The sequence below is a fragment of the Martinezella dioscoreae genome (genome assembly GCF_009176305.1).
Classification (GTDB): Bacteria; Pseudomonadota; Alphaproteobacteria; order Rhizobiales; family Rhizobiaceae; genus Rhizobium; species Rhizobium dioscoreae.
On sequence record NZ_BLAJ01000006.1, the window covers coordinates 21,109 to 40,738 of the forward strand.

At 58.5% G+C, this 19,630-nt stretch carries 19 protein-coding genes and 2 pseudogenes; 14 read left to right on the top strand and 7 right to left on the bottom strand.

Features of this window, described 5'->3' with window-relative positions:
- The first annotated feature begins 10 nt into the window (after positions 1-10).
- The 5 genes from GDN47_RS23035 (at position 11) to GDN47_RS23055 (ending at position 4,897) form a co-directional block, all read left to right on the top strand.
- Complete coding sequence (locus GDN47_RS23035; protein ID WP_152094328.1) at positions 11-976, top strand: isopenicillin N synthase family dioxygenase; 966 nt, start codon at positions 11-13, stop codon at positions 974-976.
- A gap of 69 nt (positions 977-1,045) precedes the next feature.
- Positions 1,046-2,083 carry an ABC transporter substrate-binding protein gene (locus tag GDN47_RS23040; RefSeq protein ID WP_069614889.1) on the top strand — a complete coding sequence of 346 codons (1,038 nt, stop codon included), beginning with the start codon at positions 1,046-1,048 and terminating at the stop codon, positions 2,081-2,083.
- A gap of 113 nt (positions 2,084-2,196) precedes the next feature.
- Positions 2,197-3,261 (top strand): ABC transporter ATP-binding protein, encoded by a 1,065-nt coding sequence (locus GDN47_RS23045; protein ID WP_152094329.1) that lies wholly within the window; start codon positions 2,197-2,199, stop codon positions 3,259-3,261.
- Positions 3,258-4,115: an ABC transporter permease gene (locus GDN47_RS23050; protein ID WP_113396192.1), complete on the top strand. Its 858-nt coding sequence runs from the start codon at positions 3,258-3,260 to the stop codon at positions 4,113-4,115. The genes GDN47_RS23045 and GDN47_RS23050 overlap by 4 nt, the downstream gene beginning before the upstream one ends.
- Positions 4,115-4,897 (top strand): ABC transporter permease, encoded by a 783-nt coding sequence (locus GDN47_RS23055; protein ID WP_069614886.1) that lies wholly within the window; start codon positions 4,115-4,117, stop codon positions 4,895-4,897. Before GDN47_RS23050 ends, GDN47_RS23055 begins: the two co-directional genes overlap by 1 nt.
- Positions 4,898-5,086: 189 nt before the next feature.
- Here the strand turns inward: GDN47_RS23055 and GDN47_RS23060 are convergent, their stop codons facing one another.
- Entirely contained in the window at positions 5,087-7,879 is a 2,793-nt protein-coding gene (locus GDN47_RS23060) for a S10 family serine carboxypeptidase-like protein (RefSeq protein WP_152094330.1), read from the bottom strand.
- 354 nt (positions 7,880-8,233) lie between these two features.
- Here GDN47_RS23060 and GDN47_RS23065 point away from each other — a divergent pair.
- From GDN47_RS23065 to GDN47_RS32410, 3 genes and pseudogenes are all read left to right on the top strand, one after another.
- Positions 8,234-8,413, top strand: a pseudogene (locus GDN47_RS23065) (ISKra4 family transposase); the annotation flags it as partial.
- 98 nt (positions 8,414-8,511) lie between these two features.
- Positions 8,512-8,766: a type II toxin-antitoxin system Phd/YefM family antitoxin gene (locus GDN47_RS23070; RefSeq protein ID WP_152094331.1), complete on the top strand. Its 255-nt coding sequence runs from the start codon at positions 8,512-8,514 to the stop codon at positions 8,764-8,766.
- Positions 8,767-9,062: pseudogene (locus GDN47_RS32410) on the top strand (PIN domain-containing protein); the annotation flags it as partial.
- Between the two features lie 194 nt (positions 9,063-9,256).
- On the opposite strand, the gene GDN47_RS23080 reads toward GDN47_RS32410, so the two are convergent.
- A complete protein-coding gene (locus GDN47_RS23080) occupies positions 9,257-9,553 on the bottom strand; it encodes a hypothetical protein (RefSeq protein ID WP_113420308.1) in 297 nt (98 codons plus the stop codon).
- A gap of 182 nt (positions 9,554-9,735) precedes the next feature.
- Between GDN47_RS23080 and GDN47_RS23085 the strand changes: the two genes are divergently transcribed.
- The 5 genes from GDN47_RS23085 (at position 9,736) to GDN47_RS23105 (ending at position 14,579) form a co-directional block, all read left to right on the top strand.
- A complete protein-coding gene (locus tag GDN47_RS23085; protein WP_113396189.1) occupies positions 9,736-10,497 on the top strand; it encodes a gluconate 2-dehydrogenase subunit 3 family protein in 762 nt (253 codons plus the stop codon).
- 2 nt (positions 10,498-10,499) lie between these two features.
- Positions 10,500-12,266, top strand: a complete 1,767-nt coding sequence (locus GDN47_RS23090; protein WP_152094402.1) for a GMC family oxidoreductase — start codon at positions 10,500-10,502, stop codon at positions 12,264-12,266.
- On the top strand, positions 12,263-13,510 hold the full coding sequence (locus GDN47_RS23095) for a c-type cytochrome (protein ID WP_152094332.1): 1,248 nt from the start codon (positions 12,263-12,265) through the stop codon (positions 13,508-13,510). The genes GDN47_RS23090 and GDN47_RS23095 overlap by 4 nt, the downstream gene beginning before the upstream one ends.
- Before the next feature lie 524 nt (positions 13,511-14,034).
- Positions 14,035-14,343, top strand: coding sequence for a hypothetical protein (locus GDN47_RS23100; protein ID WP_113396187.1), 309 nt, complete (start codon positions 14,035-14,037; stop codon positions 14,341-14,343).
- Positions 14,344-14,345: 2 nt separating this feature from the next.
- Entirely contained in the window at positions 14,346-14,579 is a 234-nt protein-coding gene (locus GDN47_RS23105) for a DNA polymerase ligase N-terminal domain-containing protein (protein WP_267904835.1), read from the top strand.
- Positions 14,580-14,617: 38 nt separating this feature from the next.
- On the opposite strand, the gene GDN47_RS23110 is transcribed toward GDN47_RS23105, so the two are convergent.
- From GDN47_RS23110 to GDN47_RS23120, 3 genes are all read right to left on the bottom strand, one after another.
- Positions 14,618-14,902: a type II toxin-antitoxin system RelE/ParE family toxin gene (locus GDN47_RS23110; protein WP_233790070.1), complete on the bottom strand. Its 285-nt coding sequence runs from the start codon at positions 14,900-14,902 to the stop codon at positions 14,618-14,620.
- Positions 14,899-15,171: a CopG family ribbon-helix-helix protein gene (locus GDN47_RS23115; protein ID WP_152094333.1), complete on the bottom strand. Its 273-nt coding sequence runs from the start codon at positions 15,169-15,171 to the stop codon at positions 14,899-14,901. The genes GDN47_RS23110 and GDN47_RS23115 overlap by 4 nt, the downstream gene beginning before the upstream one ends.
- A gap of 455 nt (positions 15,172-15,626) precedes the next feature.
- Positions 15,627-16,211 (bottom strand): TetR/AcrR family transcriptional regulator, encoded by a 585-nt coding sequence (locus GDN47_RS23120; RefSeq protein WP_152094334.1) that lies wholly within the window; start codon positions 16,209-16,211, stop codon positions 15,627-15,629.
- A gap of 95 nt (positions 16,212-16,306) precedes the next feature.
- On the opposite strand from GDN47_RS23120, the gene GDN47_RS23125 reads away from it, so the two are divergent.
- Positions 16,307-17,218 carry an alpha/beta fold hydrolase gene (locus GDN47_RS23125; RefSeq protein ID WP_152094335.1) on the top strand — a complete coding sequence of 304 codons (912 nt, stop codon included), beginning with the start codon at positions 16,307-16,309 and terminating at the stop codon, positions 17,216-17,218.
- Between the two features lie 328 nt (positions 17,219-17,546).
- Here GDN47_RS23125 and GDN47_RS23130 read toward each other — a convergent pair whose 3' ends face one another.
- Positions 17,547-18,086: a carboxymuconolactone decarboxylase family protein gene (locus GDN47_RS23130; protein WP_113352295.1), complete on the bottom strand. Its 540-nt coding sequence runs from the start codon at positions 18,084-18,086 to the stop codon at positions 17,547-17,549.
- 17 nt (positions 18,087-18,103) lie between these two features.
- On the bottom strand, positions 18,104-19,429 hold the full coding sequence (locus tag GDN47_RS23135) for an aspartate aminotransferase family protein (protein WP_113331656.1): 1,326 nt from the start codon (positions 19,427-19,429) through the stop codon (positions 18,104-18,106).
- Between the last annotated feature and the right edge of the window lie 201 nt (positions 19,430-19,630).

The window sequence follows — 19,630 nt, forward strand, 5'->3', positions numbered from 1 at the left end:
GGCATCCAGGATGCAGACGATCATAGCGCCGGATGAGGTGCAGGACGCAATCCCCGTCATCGATATTGCACCATTCATCGCAGGCGCGGAAGCCGGCCGGAAGGTCGTCGCTGCCATCGAGGATGCCTGCCGTCGAACCGGCTTCTTTCTCGTTACGGGGCACGGCGTCAGGGCTGACGTGACAACCCGTCTTTATAACCTCGCTCGCGATTTCTTCGATGAGCCGCCGGAGTGGAAGATCGGGCAGGGAAGGGGAACATCGATAGAGGGTGGAGTTGCCTTCTCGCCGATCGCCGACGAGGCGCTTGCGGCGACGCTCGGCATCAAGACGCCGGGCGATTACAAGGAAAGTCTGAACTTTGGCCCGCGCCTGCCTGGCGATCTATGGCCAACAAGGCCGGAAGGGCTGGAACAGGCCTTCGCCGACTATTTCACAGAGATGGAAAAGCTTGCGGGCCATTTGCGCCGGGCATTCTGCGAGGCGATAGGCCTCGCCCCGGATTATTTCGAGCCGGCGTTTGAAAAACACCTCTCGGCGCTACGGGTGATCAATTATCCTGAGCAGAAGGAGAGTCCGCTTCCGGGGCAGCTCCGTGCCGGCGTTCACACCGATTACGGCTTCATGACCATCCTGCGTTCGGAAGCCTCTCCGGGCGGACTGCAGGTGAAAAACCGGGAGGGTGACTGGCTGGATGCACCGAATGTCGAAGGCGCCTATGTCATCAATATCGGCGATGCCTTCATGCGCTGGTCCAACGATGAATGGCTGTCCACGCCGCATAGGGTCGCCAATCCGCCCAGTGCTTTCAAGGGAACGACGCGTCGCCAGTCCATCCCGTTCTTCCTCAATCCGTCCAGGGACACCGTGATTGAATGCCTCCCGCCTTTTGCAGCAAAGGGCGCCGCCAAATACGAGCCGATCACCTACGGCGACTACATTTCACTGAAGACCAGCCAGGCCTTCAGCAAGATCTGATGGCAAGAAGCGGAATGCCGCCTGCCCCGCAATGCATGACCAAGTCAGAACCAGTTTGAGGGAACGTCGATGATGAACATGAACAGGCGGCAGGTTCTTGCCGGAATGGGTGGAGTGACAGCGGCGGCCATGGTTGGCCTGCCGGCATGGGCGCAATCCAAGACACTTGTCGTGCCGACGCTCGGCGGCGCATGGGAGCAGTTTTGGCGCCAGACGCTGGCACCGGCCTTCACTCAAAAAAGCGGCGCGCAGGTGACGCTGGATGCGGGCAACGGGCGTGTCTGGAGCGCCAACCTGCGGGCGGCAGGGCCGCAGAAGCCGCCATATTCGATCCTGATGACCAATGAGGCATTCGCATCGAGCCTGCGCAAGGAAGGCTTCTTCGAAAAGCTCGATCTGGCGAAGTTGCCAAACTATGCCGACCTCTATCCGCTTGCCAAGAAGACCGACGGCTGGGGTGCCGTGGCCATGGTATCGCCGATCGGCCTCGCCTATCGCACGGACATGGTCCAGACGCCACCGAAAGCCTGGAAGGACCTCTGGGACAACCCGGAGTTCAAGGGGCGCATCGGACTCTACAATTTTGCCAATACGGCCGGCAAGATGGAACTGATGCTGGCTTCCAAGATCTTCGGCAAGGATCAATATGATGCAGATGCCGGCTTCAAGGCGCTGGAAAAGCTTGGCCCGGTCATCCAGGCCGATTTCAACCTTTCCACCGGCATCGCGTCCGGAGAATTCGTCGTCGCTCCCTTCGATTTCGGCGAAGTGGCGCGTCTGCGCGGCCAGGGTCTTCCAATTGACGTCATCGTGCCGGAAGAAGGGCTTTTGATGTTCGATCAGACCCTCAACATTCTCGCAAACGGTCCCGAGAAGGATCTGGCCTACCAGTACGCCAACTTCCTTCTGTCACCTGACGGCCAGCTGCCGCTGATGAAGCAGTTCTTCGTCTCGCCAACCAATGCGAAGGTTGTCGTCCCTGACGATCTGAAAAAGGACGTGCCGATTTCCGGTGAAGTGATGGACAAGATTCTCACCTGGGACTGGGACTTCATGAACGAGAAGCAGGCAGGCTTTGCCGAGACCTGGGCCAAGATCATGAAATGATCTTTGTCTTCTTCATCAGGCCACAAAGGATCGCCTTGTTGGGGCGGTCCAGCATTCTTCCCTGACGCAGCGAGATTTGCGGTACGCCGCACAGACAATCTGGAAGATCGATCATGACCGAGGTGAGCATCGAAGGGCTGACCAAGCATTACGGAGCCTCGCGCGCCGTCAACGGCATTTCCGTCAAGATAGGGCAGGGGGAATTCATCTCGCTGCTCGGGCCTTCGGGATGCGGCAAGACGACGACGCTGAAGATGATTGCCGGTTTCGAGGATGTCACATCCGGCGCCATTCGCTTCGATGGACAGGATGTCTCCCATGTGCCGGCTGAAAAGCGCGATATCGGCATGGTGTTCCAGAACTATGCGCTCTTCCCGCATATGACCGTGGCGCAAAACCTCGCCTTCGGGCTGGAAATGCGCAGGATTTCGCGGCCAGAAATCGCGATCCGCACGGCCAGGGTTCTGGATATGGTGCAGCTATCCGGATATGCCGACCGCTATCCGCGCCAATTGTCCGGCGGACAGCAGCAGCGCGTGGCGCTTGCCCGCGCGCTGGTCATCGAACCGCGTATCCTGTTGCTTGATGAGCCGCTTGCCAATCTCGATGCCAAGCTTCGCGACGAAATGCGGGTCTTCATACGCGACCTGCAGCAGCGCGTGGGCATCACCACCGTCTATGTGACCCATGATCAGGCCGAAGCAATGACGATGTCGGACAGGATCGTCGTGATGTTCGGCGGGCAGATTGCGCAGTATGGCACCCCGTCTGATGTTTATGATCGACCGGCAAGCCTGGAAGTCGCGCAGTTCGTCGGGCAGGTGAATACATTGCCCGGCCGCCTGAAGGGCAGGACGGATGACGGTACGTCGGTCGTCGAAACCGCACTTGGAACGGCGAATGTCAAGGGTACCCTGCCGTTAAACGACGGCTTCATCCCCGTATTGCTGCGGCCGGAGGCCATCGAACTTGCGGCTGCGGAGGGCGATGGCTCGGGCATCATCGCAACGGTTTCGCAGAGCTATTATTCTGGCAGTCTGATCGACTATCGGCTGGTGCTCGAAGGCGGCGAAACGTTGAGCGTCCAGACCTTCCCGCGAAGCCGCTTCCAGCCGGGTGATCGCGTGACGGTGAAGGTTGACAGTGAGCGTTTCTGGGTGCCGGGAACGATCGCATGATACGCCGTACCAGATCCGCCTATCCGCTTCTCCTGATCGCGCCCTCGGCATTGCTCCTCGGGCTGTTTCTTGTTCTGCCTTATCTCAATATTGTGGTGATGAGCCTGCGCAACCCGGCCAACGGCTCGCCCTATGCGCCTGGATTCACGATCGGCAATTACCTGAGGCTGGCGACCGATGCGTTCTACATGCGGCAGGTGGCGAACACGCTCTTGATCGGTCTGGTCACGACCCTTGCTTGCCTCATTCTCGGTTTTCCGGTTGCCTGGCAGCTGTCGCGCGAGAAGATGCGGTTTCGCGGCCTTGCCTATGGGCTCGTGCTGTCGCCGCTTCTCGTCGGCATTGTTATCCGCAGTTACGGGTGGACGATCCTTCTTGGGAATAACGGCATCATCAACAAGACGCTGATGAATTTGGGCCTGATCGAGCGTCCGGTCGGGCTGATGTACAACGCACTCGGCATCGTCATTGCGCTCGTCCACGTCTTCCTGCCCTTCATGATCCTGCCGTTGATGAGCGCGCTGCAGGGGATCGACCCGTCGTTGAAGTCGGCCGCACGGTCGCTTGGCGCCGGAAAGCTGACGGTCTTCAGGCGCGTAATCCTGCCGCTGGCCATGCCGGGTATCCAGGCGGGCTGCATTCTGGTGTTCGTGCTTTCATTGAGTGCCTATGTGACTCCCGCCCTGATCGGCGGCCTGAGGGTGAAGACAATGGCAGTCAGCGTCGTCGACGCGCTGATCGACACGTTCCAGTGGCCGTTCGGCTCCGCCATGGCGCTGACGCTTTCCCTTGCCGGAGCGGTGATCGTCGTGATCTTCGCGCGGCTTACCCGCATGAAATGGAAGATGAGTTGATGTCCAAACATATGTTGAATGGCTATTGCCTCATCATCTACGGCTTTCTACTGCTGCCCATTCTCGTGGTCGTCGGTGCCTCCTTCAACGCGGGGGCATTTCTGACCTTTCCGCCGCAGGGTCTCTCATTTCGGTGGTATGTCGTCTTCTTCCACAACGATGTCTTCTGGCGTGCCATCCGAACCTCGCTTTGGATCGCGGCCGTGTCGACCCTGATTTCAGGTGTCATCGGCACGATGGCTGCAATGTTCTACGTGCAGCATGCCGGGCGATGGAAGGAGAGTGTCCGGCTTGCGATGCTGTTGCCACTGCTCTTGCCGGAGGTTCTGACGGCGATCTCGCTTCTGTTCTTTGTCTACGCGATCGGCATCGGCACGACGACAATGGCCGGCATGCTGATCGGGCATGTGCTCATGACGCTACCCTTCGTCTTCATCAACGTGTCTGCGGCGATGGAAGCCTATGAACCGTCGTGGAGCCTTGCCGCCCGCAGCCTCGGTGCCGGGCCATTCACGCGCTTCAGACGCATCATGCTGCCGTTGATCAAGCCCGGCGTCATCGGCGGCTGCCTGTTCGCGTTCATCATCTCGTTTGACCTCTTCACTATATCGTTCATGTTGAAGAATGTCGGAACGGCCACGCTTCCGATCCAGATCTACGATTATCTCAGAACAAACTTTACCCCGGAGGCGGCGGCAGTATCGACGTTGTCTATCGCTATGACGGTGGTCGTGGTCGTCGTCTCTGAAAAGCTTTTTGGTTTGCGGATACACCGTTTTTAGATGGCTTTCGATCCTACGAACATCACTGTCGCAGAACCTAGGTTATGTGGAATGAGAGTGCCCGCGATGGTCGTCCGGCATTAGTGATCGCGCCGGCCGTGACGAAGCACCATAATCCGAAGTTATGTGCCGAGGTCAGAATTGTCAGTCATTAGAATTTTGAACAAGGTGTAGTCGGTTCAGATCCCATCAAGAGCGCAATTCACTCCTCGCAGGATCTCGGCGTTGGCCGCGCGGTGCGCGCGCTGGCAGTTTGTTCGGCGCTTTGAACAGCGTGGCTAGTTTGCCCGCAATGGGGGTTCCGATGCCGCTGCACGGGTCAGGGCCGATGCGAGCGCGAAAATAACCGTTGTCGCCTTGAGTGATGTCGTTGAAGCATGTGTGGTTGAGCCAAAGCTGCGGCGTCACGAAGCCGAGCTTGCGGCCGAAGGCGGCAAACAGCCCGGCATAAAGCGGTGCCACGGCGCTGGTGCCGCCGATTACTTCTTGTCGGCCGTGGACGAAGATATTGTATCCCGTAGATGGCGCGGCATTAGCCGAGACGTCAGGTATCATGCGCCCCGGTCCGTGCGGCGCCCCCGCCTGCCATGTCGGCATTGGCTGGAACAGCTTGGAAAAGCCGCCGCCTGTCCCCGAGCCATTTGGATTACCGGGGTCGTCGTTCCATACGGTCTCTTCCGCATTGGCGTGAGGCTTCATGGTACCGCCGCAGCCAACCACGAACGGACAGGAGGATGGGAGATCGACATTGGCCGAGTCCGCCCCGCCGTCAGACGAATCATTGTCGCCCGAAGCCGCGAAGATGATCATGCCGGTCTTCGCGGCTGCCTCCGCCGACGTGCTAAGTCTGTCGGGATAGTCGATGCCCACTGCCGCGGCCGCCGCCTTCCAGTTGGCCTCGTCCGAACCCCAGGAGATCGAGCAGACGTCACAGCCGTCGGCCGCAGCCGCGGTGATGGCGGTCGCCATCGAGCCCCAGTCGTTGGCGTCCGCCCAGTAGAACCGGATGCTTGCGGCTTCGCCGGTGGCGACGGAATATGCGGCGGCTGCGACTTCGATGTCGAGTGCAACCTCGCGGTCGGGATCGGCGGCAGGGTCACCCGAGTGCTTGTTCGGATCATTGTGGCCGGGTCCGATCGGCACGTCGACGATGTTCGGCACCGGCAGGCCCGTCGAGCGGAAATAAGTGTCGATATCCTTCTGGACCCAACCGCCGCTGAACTCGATGATCGCAATCACGCCGCCGCCGGCGAGGTCGCTCGGCCAGGAATAGGCCCGGCACAGATCCGACATTTCCCAGGGCTCCGCGCCTGCCGCGGCCGGACGGAAGGCGCCGGTGCCCATGCCAGGTAGCTTGAAATAGGGCCGGATGATATTGGGCACTAAATGCGACAGCTCTGCCCTGGCGCGCAGACGCGCACGGCGCGTGCCAACGGCACGGTCATACATGGCAGCGAGATCGGCTTTCATGGCCGTTCGTGAAGCACTGTCGAGATAGATCATATGTCCGGAGGGATAGTTCTGGATCGTCAGATTACGGCGCACCTGGGCGTCCTCGAGCGGCATCGCATCCAAGGTGAGCCTGGTCTGGAAAAAGGGCGTCACCGAATCGTAGTAGCCGTTGGCCGAGAGCACCAGTAGGTCGGGGTTGGCGGCCATGGTGGCGGCAAGATCGCCGGCCGTATAGAGCGTCGGGTTACCCTGGCGGTCCGGCTTCTGGACCGCGCCCGTCGGATCGGTGTGGCTGAAATCCCAAAACTGGAACGCCTGGTCGTTGAGGTCAACGAAGTTCGAGGTAGCGGTGAACTTAAGGTCGTTGTTGAGATAGCTGTTCCACATAGTGGTGTAAACGCCGCCCACGGCCGCCATGGTGGGGTCGTTCATACCACCGTCAGGCGAAACGATAGCCGCGATCCCCGTGTCGATCCCCGTCACTCGCCCGTCATAGGCGCCAAGTGCCAGACCCCGATCCTGCAGAAGCGCGACCAGGAAGGCAGAATGGCCGAGCCGGTCGGCAGTCTCTACGTTCAGCCGCCAGGCCTCGAGCATATTGGCGGGAAGGCCTAGATAGCGGCTCAGCGTCTCCTTCGCGATTGGATCCGCCTTCGGAAAAGCCTTGAGTGCTTCGGCGTAGGGACCCTCGGCGAACTGCGTCACGGTCTCCATGAATGAAGCGAGGTCCGCCGGCGGCGGCTCGATGCCGGTCTTTTTGTGAAACCAAGCGTCGGCGGCAAAGGTCGGCATCAAGCCGACGGCGTTGGAGAAATTCGCCGGGTAGTCGAGCACGCTGGACTGCAGCGTGATGCCGTTGAGGTCAAGGCCATCCTCGTGCAGCAGCCAGGCGAGCACGCAGCTGCGAGCCGTGCCGTAGGATTCGCCCAACAGGAAGCGCGGCGAGTTCCAGCGATTGAAGGCGCTGAGATAACGCTTGATGAATTGCTTGATCGAGACGGCGTCTTGATCGACGCCCCAAAAATCCCTGTTCTTGAAAGGTGCGATTGCCGCGGAATAACCGGTGCCAACCGGATTGATATAGACCAAATCGCTGCGGTCGATCAGGCTATCGGGATTATCCTCCATGGCGTAGGGCGGAGGCGGCGTGAACTCCGGCATGCTGGTTCTGATGCGCCTGGGTGCAAAGGAACCGAGCAGAAGGAAGACCGACGAGGAACCTGGGCCGCCATTGTAAAAGAAGGTCACCGGACGGGTTGTGAGGTCCAGGCCATCCGCCGTAAAGGCCACATAGAAGAACTTTGCGGCGGGCTTCGAGCTCGACGGATCAACGGTGACGAGATGACCCACAGTCGCGGTATAGGGAATAGAAACCCCGTTCACCATAGCCACATGATGGGTAATGGCTGCGTTCTCGGTAGCGTCTGAAATCGCGTCGTCCGGTCCGGATCCGTAAGCCGTGGTGTCAAGGAATGGCTGATCTTGTTGATGCTGACCAATCCCCGAGCCGTTGTTGACCGTCTTCGCCATGGCCGACCTTCAAACCTTGAGTTCACGCAAACCGATATCGTCCGGCTGACCCCAGTTACGAATGTCTTTCCTGCTGAATTCGTGAAGTCCGATACTATACTTCTGCAAGGTGCAAAAGTCGCAGGGATATTGTACCGCTGTTTCGTGTAGCCGACAAGTTTTGAGCTAGCTCCGCCAAACCGACAAGGGGTTCTGCCGACGTCGCCGTTCGCTCGTCATGTCGTCGTCGACCACATTGATTGCCGAAGAGACAGGTGGCAAGGAGGCGGGGTCCGCCGCCTTGCGCGGCACCTCTGCCGCTCGGCAGACGCCAACCTTCGCCTAGCTGGACGTCCATGCATGCTGGGCGCACGGTCCGGTGTGCCGATATCTAGTTCGCCGACCGAAAGTGCCGCCAACAGCCTCCTCAATGCCCGCATGAACAAGCAGCGCAAGAAGCGCTAGTCACCGATTGGCGCTCATCGGGTCTTGCGGGTCCGAGCCATCGTCGTGGACGGTCGCCTCAAGCAGGTAAAGCTCAGTCTTGCAGCGTAACCCCATCCTTTTTCCACTCCCCTTGCAATTCCGGCCTCCGCGAATCAAATGTAGTTGCGCAACCACAAATTCCGGGGTCACGAACTTTGGAGCTTATCATGACCGTCACCATGCTTTCAGGCCGTGAACTCAATCAGGATCTTGGGCGCGCGAAGCGGGCCGCGCAGGCTGGGCCCGTGATCATCACTGATAGGGGACGGCCCGCGCACGTCCTCTTGTCGTTCGACGAGTACAAGCGGCTTAGCGGCAAAATGCGGACCCTCGGTGACATGCTGGCCGCGCCAGGAGCGGATGACGTTGACTTGCCGCTCCCGCGGCGCGCTGAGTATGCCAAGCCGGTTGACCTGTCCTGATTGTTGCTCCATGCCAATGTCGTCTCCGAGCTCCGCAAGGTCGCGAGCGGCAAGGCCGACCCAATGTCGCGGTCTGGAACGAAACGGTAGATCCGGCCGAATGCTTTATTTCATCCGTAGTTCTGCACGAGCTAGAGATTGGGGTCCGGCTGGTCGAACATAATGACGCACTCGCAGGCAAGATGCTGCGCGGCTGGCTAGAAAATATCGTCCTCATGGCATTTTCCGGCCGCATCCTGCCTCTGGACGAGGCGGCGGCCGTTCAGGCGGCGAAATGGCATGTTCCCAATCCCAAATTGTCGCGAGCACGGCCAAGACCGCGACCCTCATCTATCGACAGGAGCGCTAATGAATGGTCCGTGCGCCGCATTGGTCTTCGCAACGCGCTCTTATGGTTCGGATCAGACTGGTGGCATTGTTGATGATGGTCTGGTTGTTTGGACTGCAGTCCGTTGCTAGATCCCACGCATGAGGCAATGAGCGGGAGCGATCAGTCGCAGCTCTGCGAACCCGCTTGCTCCTGGTTGGCCGACGTCGAGGTCATCGCGTTGGCCTGATTGTTGCAGCCGCCACTATTCTTGCTCGAATCCGTCTTCGTCTTCTTGCTGGAGTCCTGTGCGCCATTCCTTCCAGCTTTGTTGTCGCCTTGCACCGATTTGTCCTGGTTTGTTTCCGGATGGGGAGATAACTGATCGCTGGCCGCGCCATTGGAATTGCTGGATTGCGCCAGGGAGGCCGTCGCCAGGCAAAGTGAAATAAGCGCGGTCGCCGCGATTTTCGAGAGCATGGCTTTCTCCTCAACATTCTTGTAAGTTCACTTGGAACTTTTGCAGCTGCCCGAAGTTCCAACGCCCGTCGCAGATATCTTGGGCGGCCATATGTTTTCCGTTGCCGAGCGCGGCAATTCACTTCGATCCTACTCCTGTCGCTTGAGCCCGCCCGAATACTGGTTAATCGAGGGTATTTTCAATGGAACGCAAACGTGCTCGGGGCCATACCCGCCGCGCATTCCTCTCATCCACGGCAGTCGCCATCATCCTTGGGTCCGTGCAACGGGCGAGCGCTCTCGTCATCGGCGGGGAACGTCCCTGGATCCCATTTGACGCCAGTCCGCCGGATGTGCCCTCGGCGGCGGCGCCCGGACGATGGTTTTTCTTCACCGATGAGGAAGCGGAGACGATCGGTGCCATTACCGAGCAGTTGATCCCGGCCGATGAGCTTAGCATCAGCGGAAAAGAGGCAGGCTGTACCGAATATATCGACCGGCAGCTGGCAGGTTTTTTCGGCAACTTCGACCGGCTTTACATGCGAGGTCCTTTTCAGCCTGGGACGCCTGAACAGGGCGATCAATCGCCGCTTGCTCCGCGTGCCCGTTACCGCATCGGCATCGCGGCCCTCAACGAACACTGTTCCGCCACCTTCAAGCAGCCCTTCGCCAAATTGACGAGCGAACAGCGCGATCAAGTGCTGACGGATCTTCAGCATGGAACAATCGCCATGCGGGACATCGATTCGATGTCCTTTTTTTCGCTCGTCCATGCCAACACCATGGAGGGGTTCTTCGCCGATCCGATCTACGGTGGCAACAAGGACATGGTCTCCTGGAAGATGCTCGGCTTTCCCGGCGCCCATTACGACTACCGAAACTACGTGGAGCGCCATAACGAGACGCTTGATCTGCCGCCTGTCGGCATTGCTGGGCGGCCCGAATGGAACATTGGAAAGGATTGATGATGGCGACGAAGCTGCCTCACACCGATGTCGCCATCATCGGCCTTGGCTGGACCGGTGCCATTGTAGCAAGCGAACTGACGGCCGCTGGCCTCGACGTTGTCGCGATCGAGCGCGGACCATGGCGCGACACGGCGCGCGACTTCAGCATTGCGTCCGTTCCGGACGAACTCCGCTACGTCCACCGGCAGGAGCTCATGCTGCGTACGGCCCAGAATACGGTGACCGTCCGCAACAATCCTTCGGAAACCGCCTTGCCGATGCGCAATTGGGGTTCCTTCCATCCGGGAAACGGGACGGGTGGCGCGGGCAATCACTGGGCCGGCATCACCTTCCGCTTTCAGCCGGAGGAGTTCCGGCTGAAGAGCTATTTGCAGGAGCGTTACGGTGCAACAGCCATTCCGGACGAATTGACCTTACAGGACTGGGGGACCGATTGGAATGAGATGGAGCCGTTCTATACGGCCTTCGATCGCATCGTCGGGACTTCCGGCAAGGCCGGCAATCTCCGCGGTCAGATTCAAGAGGGGGGCAATCCGTTCGAAGGGCCCCGTTCGGAAGAATATCCAACGAAGCCGCTTCGCCAGCCTTATGGGCCTGTTCTCTTCGCCAGGGCCGCGGCGGAGATGGGCTATCGTCCCTTTCCTGTGCCATCCTCGCTGATTTCCGAGCCTTATACCAACCCTCTTGGCGTAACCATGGGGCCGTGCACCTTCTGTGGATTCTGCACCAATTACGGCTGCGCCAACTATTCCAAGGCCAGTCCTATCGTGAACATTCTTCCGGCTCTTGTTCGCCGGAAGAATTTTATGGCGAGGACGAATTCCGAAGTCTTGAAAGTGCTGACCGACTCGACCGGAAAAAAGGCGACTGGCGTTCTCTTCGCCGATACCTCCGGCCAGGAATGGGAGCAGCCGGCGGATCTTGTCGTTGTCGGCGCCTTTACCTTCGAGAACGTGCGTCTGATGCTGCTGTCCGGGATCGGTAAACCCTACGATCCGTCAACCGGAGAAGGTACAACTGGCCGCAATTATTGTTATCAGACCGCGAACGGCGTGCAGCTCTTCTTCGATGACAAGAACTTCAATCCCTTTATCGGCGGCGGCGCGGTCGGCATGGGGATCGATGAGTTCAACAACGACAATTTTGATCACAGCGGGCTCGGCTTCTTCGGTGGCGGGTCGATCCGTGTCACGCCGATCGGCGCTGCTCCGATCAGCTATCGGCCCGTGCCGCCGGGAACGCCCACCTGGGGCAAGGAATGGAAGAAGGCAACGGTGAAGAATTACCTCTCGGCCATGTCGATCGGCTGCGAGGCCTCGAGCTATGCGACCAGGAACAATTATCTCTCACTGGACCCGTCCTATACCGACCGTTTCGGGCGGCCGCTTTTGCGCATCACCTTCGATTTTCCCGAAAACGACCTTCGCATGGCGCAATATTGCACGTCGAAGGTTGCCGACATCGCCAGGCACATGGGGCCACGCCAGATCGTGGAGAACCCGATGAAAGGTCATTGGAATACGGTTCCCTATCAGTCGTCGCATGTGGTTGGTGGCTTTATCATGGGTGAAAACCCCACCAACAGCTGCGTCAACAAATATCTGCAAAGCTGGGATGTGCCGAACCTGTTTGTCGTCGGCGCTTCCGCCTTCCCGCAGAATCCCGGCTACAATCCGACCGGCACCGCGGCCGCCCTTGCTTTCAAGGCTGCCGATGCAATCAGGAACATCTATCTTAAAGATCCAGGCCCCATGGTGCGCGCATGACGAAGGCCCTTTGGAAATTCCGGCTCGGATTGACGGCAGCAGCAGTTGGGGGCTTATCGTCACTTGCCATGTCGCAATCGCTGGGCGACGCGGAGTTCAACGTGGTCGACCGGGGCCGCTATCTCTCCATTCTAAGCGATTGCGCTGCCTGCCACACCGCGCCAGGAGGGCAGCCCTTCGCCGGCGGTCTGAGCATCGAAACACCCTTCGGCGATCTGATCACGCCGAATATTACGCCCGACCGTGAAACCGGCATTGGCAAATACACGAAGGAAGACTTCCAGCGCGTCATGTCCGAAGGGATTGGCAGGGGCGGTTATCATCTTTATGCGGCCATGCCATATCCCGCCTACACCAAAATGACCGCGGAGGACAACGCAGCGATTTTCGCCTATTTGCAGACATTGCAGCCGGTTAAAAATCAGGTCGAGGTCAACCAGCTGCCGTTCCCTTATAATCAGCGCTGGTCGCTATTCGGCTGGAACGCCCTGAACTTCACCGCAGGTGTTTTCAAACCGGACACAAACAAGAGCGAGCAATGGAATCGCGGAGCCTATCTCGTGGAGGGGCCTGGGCATTGCGGTACATGCCATACGCCAAAGAATGCGCTCGGAGGCGACAAGGACAGCGAGGCGTTGCAAGGGTTTGTCATACAGGGATGGAATGCTCCCAATATCACCACCGATCAGCATACAGGCATCGGCGGTTGGAGCGTGAACGATATCGTTGCCTACCTCAAGAAGGGCGCGAACCGGTTTGATCTGGCGTCCGGACCGATGGCGGAAGTCGTTACCAAGTCCACATCCAAGATCAGCGATTCCGATCTCGCGGCGATCGCCACCTACCTCAAGGACAGCGGGGAGACGTCAACCGCGGCATCTGCCGCCATCGCGCAATCCGAGCCTGCCATGAAGGCGGGAGCGGCTCTTTATGCAGATCGTTGTTCCGGCTGTCATACGCCGGCGGGCGAGGGGATACCAAAACTGTTCCCAAGACTTGCCGATGCGCCGTTCGTCAATGCCGTCGACGCGACATCGTTGATCCATGTGGTCCTCGCCGGAAGTCGAGCCGGTAGCACCGATGCCGTCAGTACGTCCCCCGCCATGCCCGCCTTCGACTGGAACATGTCCGACGAACAGGTTGCAAGCGTCCTGACCTATGTTCGCAATAGCTGGGGCAATGCCGCACCGGCGGTGAAGCCCGCGGACGTCGCAAGCCTGCGTGACCATTTAAAGAAGCAGTGATCATGCAATCCAACGGTTTCTCGAAGAAATCCAAATGCGGCATGATCGATAGGGTATCATCAGGTCGTGGCTTGGTCGGTGTGTTCGCTGATCTTGAGGCTTTTCTCAAAAAATCGCGGGCGGGACCCCGGATTGACGGAGAAGCAGCATGATTGGCGCCAGCAATGGCCTAGACCTCGGAACCGCTTCTTCTCGATCAGCTGCGAACTCAGGAATGCGCGCGGCTGCATTCATCAGCAGGACCGGAAGGCAGAACGAGGACCGCTCCGGTTCGTCGGTAAACGGCAAGGGAAAGCTCACGTAGACGGTCAACCGCGGGGCCGAGGTTGCTCAGCCCTCCTCGCGCGAGCTCTGTCTTATCGACAATTCGGGTTAATCAAACAGGTTTGCCCACGTCTTTGCTCGGCCAGAAGCCACGCCGGCAGCGCTTACTGCTCGATAAACACCGTATGCAAGAATCCATAGGGAAACTACAAAGGTAAAAAAGCGTTGTCTTGCTGTGAACCTACCAGAAGGAGATACCAATGGCGGATAACAGCACCATGACGATAAGCGCCACGTTCCAAACACGGCAGGCCGCAGATCTTGCCATCGAACATCTGGTTCAGCAGCATGGAATTTCGAGGCCGGACATTTTCGTTCAATCCTCGAGCAGCGAAAACACCTCGGGTTCATCACCCTCGGGAGGAGATGCCTCGCACGACGACGGCGTTCGCCGTGACGCACGACTCGCAGGCGAGATCGAGGTCTCGGCGGATATTACGTCGAGCAAAGCTGTCACCGTCAGGCGCAGTCTCGCGGATGCCGGTGCGCTGCGTGTATGGAGCCGCTGAGCATGACCAACATTCTTTCGAAATACCGCGCCAAGCGCGACTTCAAGAAGACCAGCGAACCGAGTGGGAAAACGCGTGTTAAACCGTCGAATCGCCGGCGGTTCGTTATCCAAAAACATGATGCCACGCGACTTCATTATGATCTGAGGTTGGAACTCGATGGTGTCTTCAAATCCTGGGCGGTGACAAAAGGACCGTCACGCTCGGAGAAGATGCCTGGTAGTGCCGTGTTCTGAAATCTATTTCGACACGCAGAGCTATACGGGTAGTGGTGTCAGTAGCCAGCCTCTTTCTGATGTCGGAAAGCGAGGACAAACACGATATCGCCATCAGGCTCATGTCGGTAAAGCGCGACGTAGCCGGAGTCCCCAAAGGGAATCACCAGTTCACGCAATTGCGCGTCGTCCGGAAGCGGGCGGCCAATAAGAGGCGTTGATTCCACTAACAGGAACTGGCGTTCGATAGCCCGGCCCGCCCGACTTGCGGCAGTCGGCGCCTTAGCCGCCAGAAATCGCCTGCAGCGCTCCAAACCCTGTGCCGCACCTTCGGTAACGATCACTCGTGGCACTCAGGTACCATCTCTTCCGCATCGGTGCCCCAGGTGTCCAGCCAAGTGCGTACCTCCTGTCCGGTAAGATGTCGGCCGGTCTCCTGATAGGCCGCCCAGGATGCCAAAGCCTCCTGTTTGAAGTTTTCGCGCGCTTCCTCACGTTCGACATACTGCTGAATGGCTTCGAGCATGATCCAGTGTGCCGAGCGCCGTCTTTGGCTGGCGAGGTTCTGAACTCGGTTCTTTAGCTCGTCATCAATCTTGAGAGAAGTAGCCATGGCAGCCTCGTATTACCAGGTATTACCTAGCGATAAGATAGGCATTGTTTTGCTTTTTGTCCATGATCTTACTTTATGACGAACGCCACCCCAATTTGATCGTGTTTCCTTCTGGCGGCATCGTGGCCGGCGGACTGTGAAGTGATGCATTCCATCACAATGACATGGCCAGAGTAGGATTTTTGATCGCTCTTTAAGCAAGCGCAACCTCACTTAAATAAGTGCCAGACTAAGGTAAGCGGCCTTAAATAAGCGAGTTTTGGAGAAAGCACTCTGCAATCAAAGAGTCGCCGATCCGTACCCCTTCAAGAGCGGGATGCTCAGAGTTCAAGCAACCATTAGCTGCTTGCTCATTCTGCCGGAGAGCATTCACGCTTCATCACCCTTGCAGCAAAAATCCGCGCGGCAACGGACCAGCCGTTTCCATGTATCGTGCCCCACTTTGTCAACATGGCCTAGCGTGCTTGAGAGACCTGCAAAGCTTCTTTAATGACCTCTTCGAGTTCCGCACGCGTCGCCCCGTCTCGAGCCTGGACGGACATGCCCTGAAGCACGGCCACCAGAAAGCGAGCGAGGGAGCGGGATCGGGCCGGATCGAGCCAGCGTCCCAATGCGTCAGCAATAGCTTCCCGCATAGCGTCTCGGCGGTCGGACAAAACCCGCGCGAGAGAGGCGTGTTCTTCGGCACACTGCAGCATGCCGCTCGAGACCATGCATCCTCTTTCTCCGGCGGGATCGGTTACGGCGTCGGCGGCTTGACGCAATATCGCTGCCACCGTTTCATCAAGCGTTGACGCCAAACCAAGGTTCATCGCGCCCGACACTGTGGAATAATGATCCAAGGTCTCACGATATAGCTGGGCTTTGCTGCCGAACGCAGCATAGAGACTCGGCGGCGCGACGCCGATCGCGGCCGTCAAGTCGTTGAGCGAAACACCTTCATAACCGTGTTGCCAGAACAGCCGCATAGCGATGTCGACCGCCTGTTCACGGTTGAATGTGCGCGGTCCGCCACGCCGCTTTCTGATTTCCTTATCCATAGTGATCACTAAATACTGCTTGACGGGGGAGGTCAAGTCGCTAGTTTGTAGTGATCGCTAAATATTACACGATCCAACAAACAAAGGTAAAATCGATGACCGGAAATTCTCTTACGAGGGCGATGAAAAGCATGTTCGCCGTCGTCTTACTCGTGGCGACCGCGTCCGCAGCTGCGGCTGCCGGCAAGGAATACACCGTCAAATCATCCGATGGCGTGGTGATCGCTGTCGAGGAAACCGGAAATCCGCAGGGTTGGCCAATCGTGTTCATCCATGGTCTGCTCGGCAGTCGCATCAACTGGGATAAGCAAACGTCCAGTCCCGACCTGCAGAAATTTCGGACCATCACATACGATCTCAGGGGTCATGGCCGTTCGGGGAAGCCGGATAGCGCGGACGCCTACAAGGATGGCGGTCGTTGGGCAGACGATCTCGCTGCGGTGCTGAAGCAAAGCAAAGCCAAGAAACCCGTCCTCGTCGGCTGGTCTCTGGGTGGCGTAGTTCTCTCAAACTATCTCGCCGCTCATGGCGACGCCGGGATTGGTGGTGTCGTTTATGTCGACGGTGTTATTGAGCTCAAGCCGGACTTCATCACACCGCACCCGGAGGTCTATGCAGGGCTGGGGTCTGAGGATCTGCGAACACATCTCGACACCGTGCGCACCTTTCTTGCCCTCTGCTTTCAGACGCAGCCGGACCGGGCAACATTTGAACGTCTGCTTTCAAACGCCGCGATGGCGTCGTGGGTGATGACCCGCACTGTCCCCTTGATGACGGTTAAGGCAGAAAAAGGCCTCCCCAAGGCAAAAGTGCCTGTTCTATTGATCTATGGCGGCAAAGACGACTTGGTGCGGCCCGAGGCGAGCATCGCACGTGCAAAGTCTCTGAACGGCCAGATCGAGTCGAGGATCTATGACAATTCCGGCCATGCGCCTTTCCTCGAAGAAGCGGCGCGTTTCAACAAGGATCTTGCCGACTTTACGGCTTCCGTCGAGGGCAGCAAGTAATATTGGCAGCCGGCATGAGGCAGCCGGCTTCCTCTTGCACCGGTGTGCTCAAGCGTGGACGACCTATGACAGCCGCGGGGTTATGCGCAACTGACCCTTGGCGGTCGGCGCCTTCGTCATCCGCTTCGAGTGTAAGGTCAAAACGAGATTGCCCCATGACCTTAGAAAGTTGCCTGTGATTATTCCGGCGTTCGTATTCTTTCAAGAGCATTCAGTCCGAGCACTTCTGTTCTGGCGATCTAAAAGACCACAGGGTACAACGGGCAAGAGATCGGTATAATGAGGCAGTCAAAATCTGCTTCTGACGGAGCACCCCACATCACCTGATCTAAGATAATGGTTTTTCAGCTAGCTCTCCGGCAACAGCCTCATCGATCGGAGTGTCATAGGTCATCAGCACATAGCCAAGCACTGTATAGAAGCCGACTGTGGCAATGAGGTCGAACACCCCTTGCTTTCCCAGCAGGGCCGAAAGCCCTTTTTCCAGATCGGGCGGCAGGCGACGCAGATCGAACAGTGCATCGACGGCCTGAGTAATAAGACCGTCCTCTCCCTCCGGCGTGCCTCGTAGTGTACGGATACGCGCATCGGACATTCCGAGCGCGCGGGCGCGACTGACATGGTGCGCCCATTCATAGGCAGAGCCCATCCGGTGAGCAGCACGCAGGATCACGACTTCGGAGCGGATTGGACCAAGGACGTTATCCTTGACGATGTGCTGGCGCAGCGGAGCCCAGGCTTTGAGGAGCGCTGGATGATGCGCCATGGTGCGGTAGACGTTCAGTGCGCCCGCGAAGCCCGGCAGCATGTCGGTGATTTCGTTCGGCCATTTGTCGTCTGAAAGGGGCGGGCAGGGGGATGTTGTCATCACGAGGGCTCCGGAGATCAGGCCGTTACGGCGGCGTGAATAGCGTCGGTCAGCCGGTCGGCGATCATATCAATCTCGTCCTCGCGGATGATGTAGGCAGGAGCGAGCAGGACATGGTCCCCGTAGCGGCCATCGATCGTGCCACCCATGGGATAGCACATCAGACCTCTCTGCATGGCTTCCTTCTTGATCCGGGCATGGATCTTACGCGCAGGGTCGAAGGGCGTCTTGCTGTCCCTCTCCGCTACGAGCTCGACTCCGCGAAACAATCCGCGTCCACGAATATCTCCCACATAGGGCGAGCCGCCGAGACGGGCTTCGAGCCCGGCCTGAAGGCGCTCACCCATCACAGCGACATTTTCCATCAGGCCGGGCCGTGTGAGGATTTCGACGACTTTGTTGGCGGCAGCAGCAGCCATCGGATGGCCGATATAGGTATGACCATGCTGAAAAAGCCCCGAACCTTCAGCGAAAGCCTTATAGATCCTGCGTGACAGCATCACTGCGCCGATCGGTTGGAAACCGCCGCCCAGACCTTTAGCGATGGTGACGAGATCGGGCACGATACCTTCCTGCTCCAACGCGAAAATCGTTCCCGTACGCCCCATGCCGCACATGACCTCGTCGAGGATCAGGAGGACGCCGTATTTGTCGCAGATGTGCCTAATCTTCTTGAAATAATCAGCGATCGGACCGACCGCACCAAGCGTGGCGCCGACGACGGGTTCGGCGATGAAAGTCATGACCTGATCGGGCCCAAGTTCCAGGATTTTGGCTTCCAGCTCCGCTGCCAGACGGGTTGCGTAGGCTTCCGGCGTTTCTTGCGGCAACTTATCGCGATATGCGTAGCAGGGCGAGATATGGTGCGTCTCTGGCAGAATGGGCTGGAATTGCGCGCGTCGCCATGCGTTGCCACCTGCGGCCAGCGCACCGATCGTATTGCCGTGATAGCTCTGCCGGCGTGCGATGATATGGCGCCGCTGCGGCTGACCGATCTCCACGAAGTACTGGCGGGCCATCTTAAGCGCAGCCTCCACGGCTTCCGAGCCGCCCGAAACCAGATAAACGTAATCGAGACCCTCAGGCGTCAGCACCACAAGTTTCTCGGCAAGCTCTTCGGCTGCATCCGTGGTGAAGAAGGATGTATGGGCATAGCTGATGCGGCCCATTTGCTCCCTCATAGCTTCCAGCACTTCGGGGTGATTGTGGCCGAGGCAGCTGACGGCGGCACCGCCCGAACCGTCCAGATAATGGCGGCCTTCGCTGTCAATAATGTAGACCCCCTCTCCAGCAACGGCGTGTGGCAGATCGGATGCGATGGAGCGGTGGAGAATTTTGGTCATCGGTGTGTCCTGGCTGCGCGCTGTTCGCGGTGACGGAGAGAATGTCGTCACGAGCCAGATTGCAGATTTAAAGGACGAGTGCAACGATTGTTTTATATTATGCGAAACGAGACGATTGTATCTTCTCTCGACAATTCGGTGCGGAGCGAAGTGGCGCGCTGTAAAACATTGACTTGCGTGCAGGTCTCGGGAACAGCATGA

Bases quoted from the DNA above. Each gene is read 5' to 3' on its own strand.
- GDN47_RS23105 (WP_267904835.1), top strand. From the start codon at position 14,346: ATGACCAACATTCTTTCGAAATACCGCGCCAAGCGCGACTTCAAGAAG.
- GDN47_RS23045 (WP_152094329.1), top strand. From the start codon at position 2,197: ATGACCGAGGTGAGCATCGAAGGGCTGACCAAGCATTACGGAGCCTCG.
- GDN47_RS23070 (WP_152094331.1), top strand. From the start codon at position 8,512: ATGACCGTCACCATGCTTTCAGGCCGTGAACTCAATCAGGATCTTGGG.
- GDN47_RS23130 (WP_113352295.1), bottom strand. From the start codon at position 18,086: ATGACAACATCCCCCTGCCCGCCCCTTTCAGACGACAAATGGCCGAAC.
- GDN47_RS23100 (WP_113396187.1), top strand. From the start codon at position 14,035: ATGGCGGATAACAGCACCATGACGATAAGCGCCACGTTCCAAACACGG.
- GDN47_RS23050 (WP_113396192.1), top strand. From the start codon at position 3,258: ATGATACGCCGTACCAGATCCGCCTATCCGCTTCTCCTGATCGCGCCC.
- GDN47_RS23115 (WP_152094333.1), bottom strand. From the start codon at position 15,171: ATGGCTACTTCTCTCAAGATTGATGACGAGCTAAAGAACCGAGTTCAG.
- GDN47_RS23055 (WP_069614886.1), top strand. From the start codon at position 4,115: ATGTCCAAACATATGTTGAATGGCTATTGCCTCATCATCTACGGCTTT.
- GDN47_RS23095 (WP_152094332.1), top strand. From the start codon at position 12,263: ATGACGAAGGCCCTTTGGAAATTCCGGCTCGGATTGACGGCAGCAGCA.
- GDN47_RS23090 (WP_152094402.1), top strand. From the start codon at position 10,500: ATGGCGACGAAGCTGCCTCACACCGATGTCGCCATCATCGGCCTTGGC.
- GDN47_RS23060 (WP_152094330.1), bottom strand. From the start codon at position 7,879: ATGGCGAAGACGGTCAACAACGGCTCGGGGATTGGTCAGCATCAACAA.
- GDN47_RS23120 (WP_152094334.1), bottom strand. From the start codon at position 16,211: ATGGATAAGGAAATCAGAAAGCGGCGTGGCGGACCGCGCACATTCAAC.
- GDN47_RS23125 (WP_152094335.1), top strand. From the start codon at position 16,307: ATGACCGGAAATTCTCTTACGAGGGCGATGAAAAGCATGTTCGCCGTC.
- GDN47_RS23040 (WP_069614889.1), top strand. From the start codon at position 1,046: ATGATGAACATGAACAGGCGGCAGGTTCTTGCCGGAATGGGTGGAGTG.
- GDN47_RS23085 (WP_113396189.1), top strand. From the start codon at position 9,736: ATGGAACGCAAACGTGCTCGGGGCCATACCCGCCGCGCATTCCTCTCA.
- GDN47_RS23035 (WP_152094328.1), top strand. From the start codon at position 11: ATGCAGACGATCATAGCGCCGGATGAGGTGCAGGACGCAATCCCCGTC.
- GDN47_RS23080 (WP_113420308.1), bottom strand. From the start codon at position 9,553: ATGCTCTCGAAAATCGCGGCGACCGCGCTTATTTCACTTTGCCTGGCG.
- GDN47_RS23135 (WP_113331656.1), bottom strand. From the start codon at position 19,429: ATGACCAAAATTCTCCACCGCTCCATCGCATCCGATCTGCCACACGCC.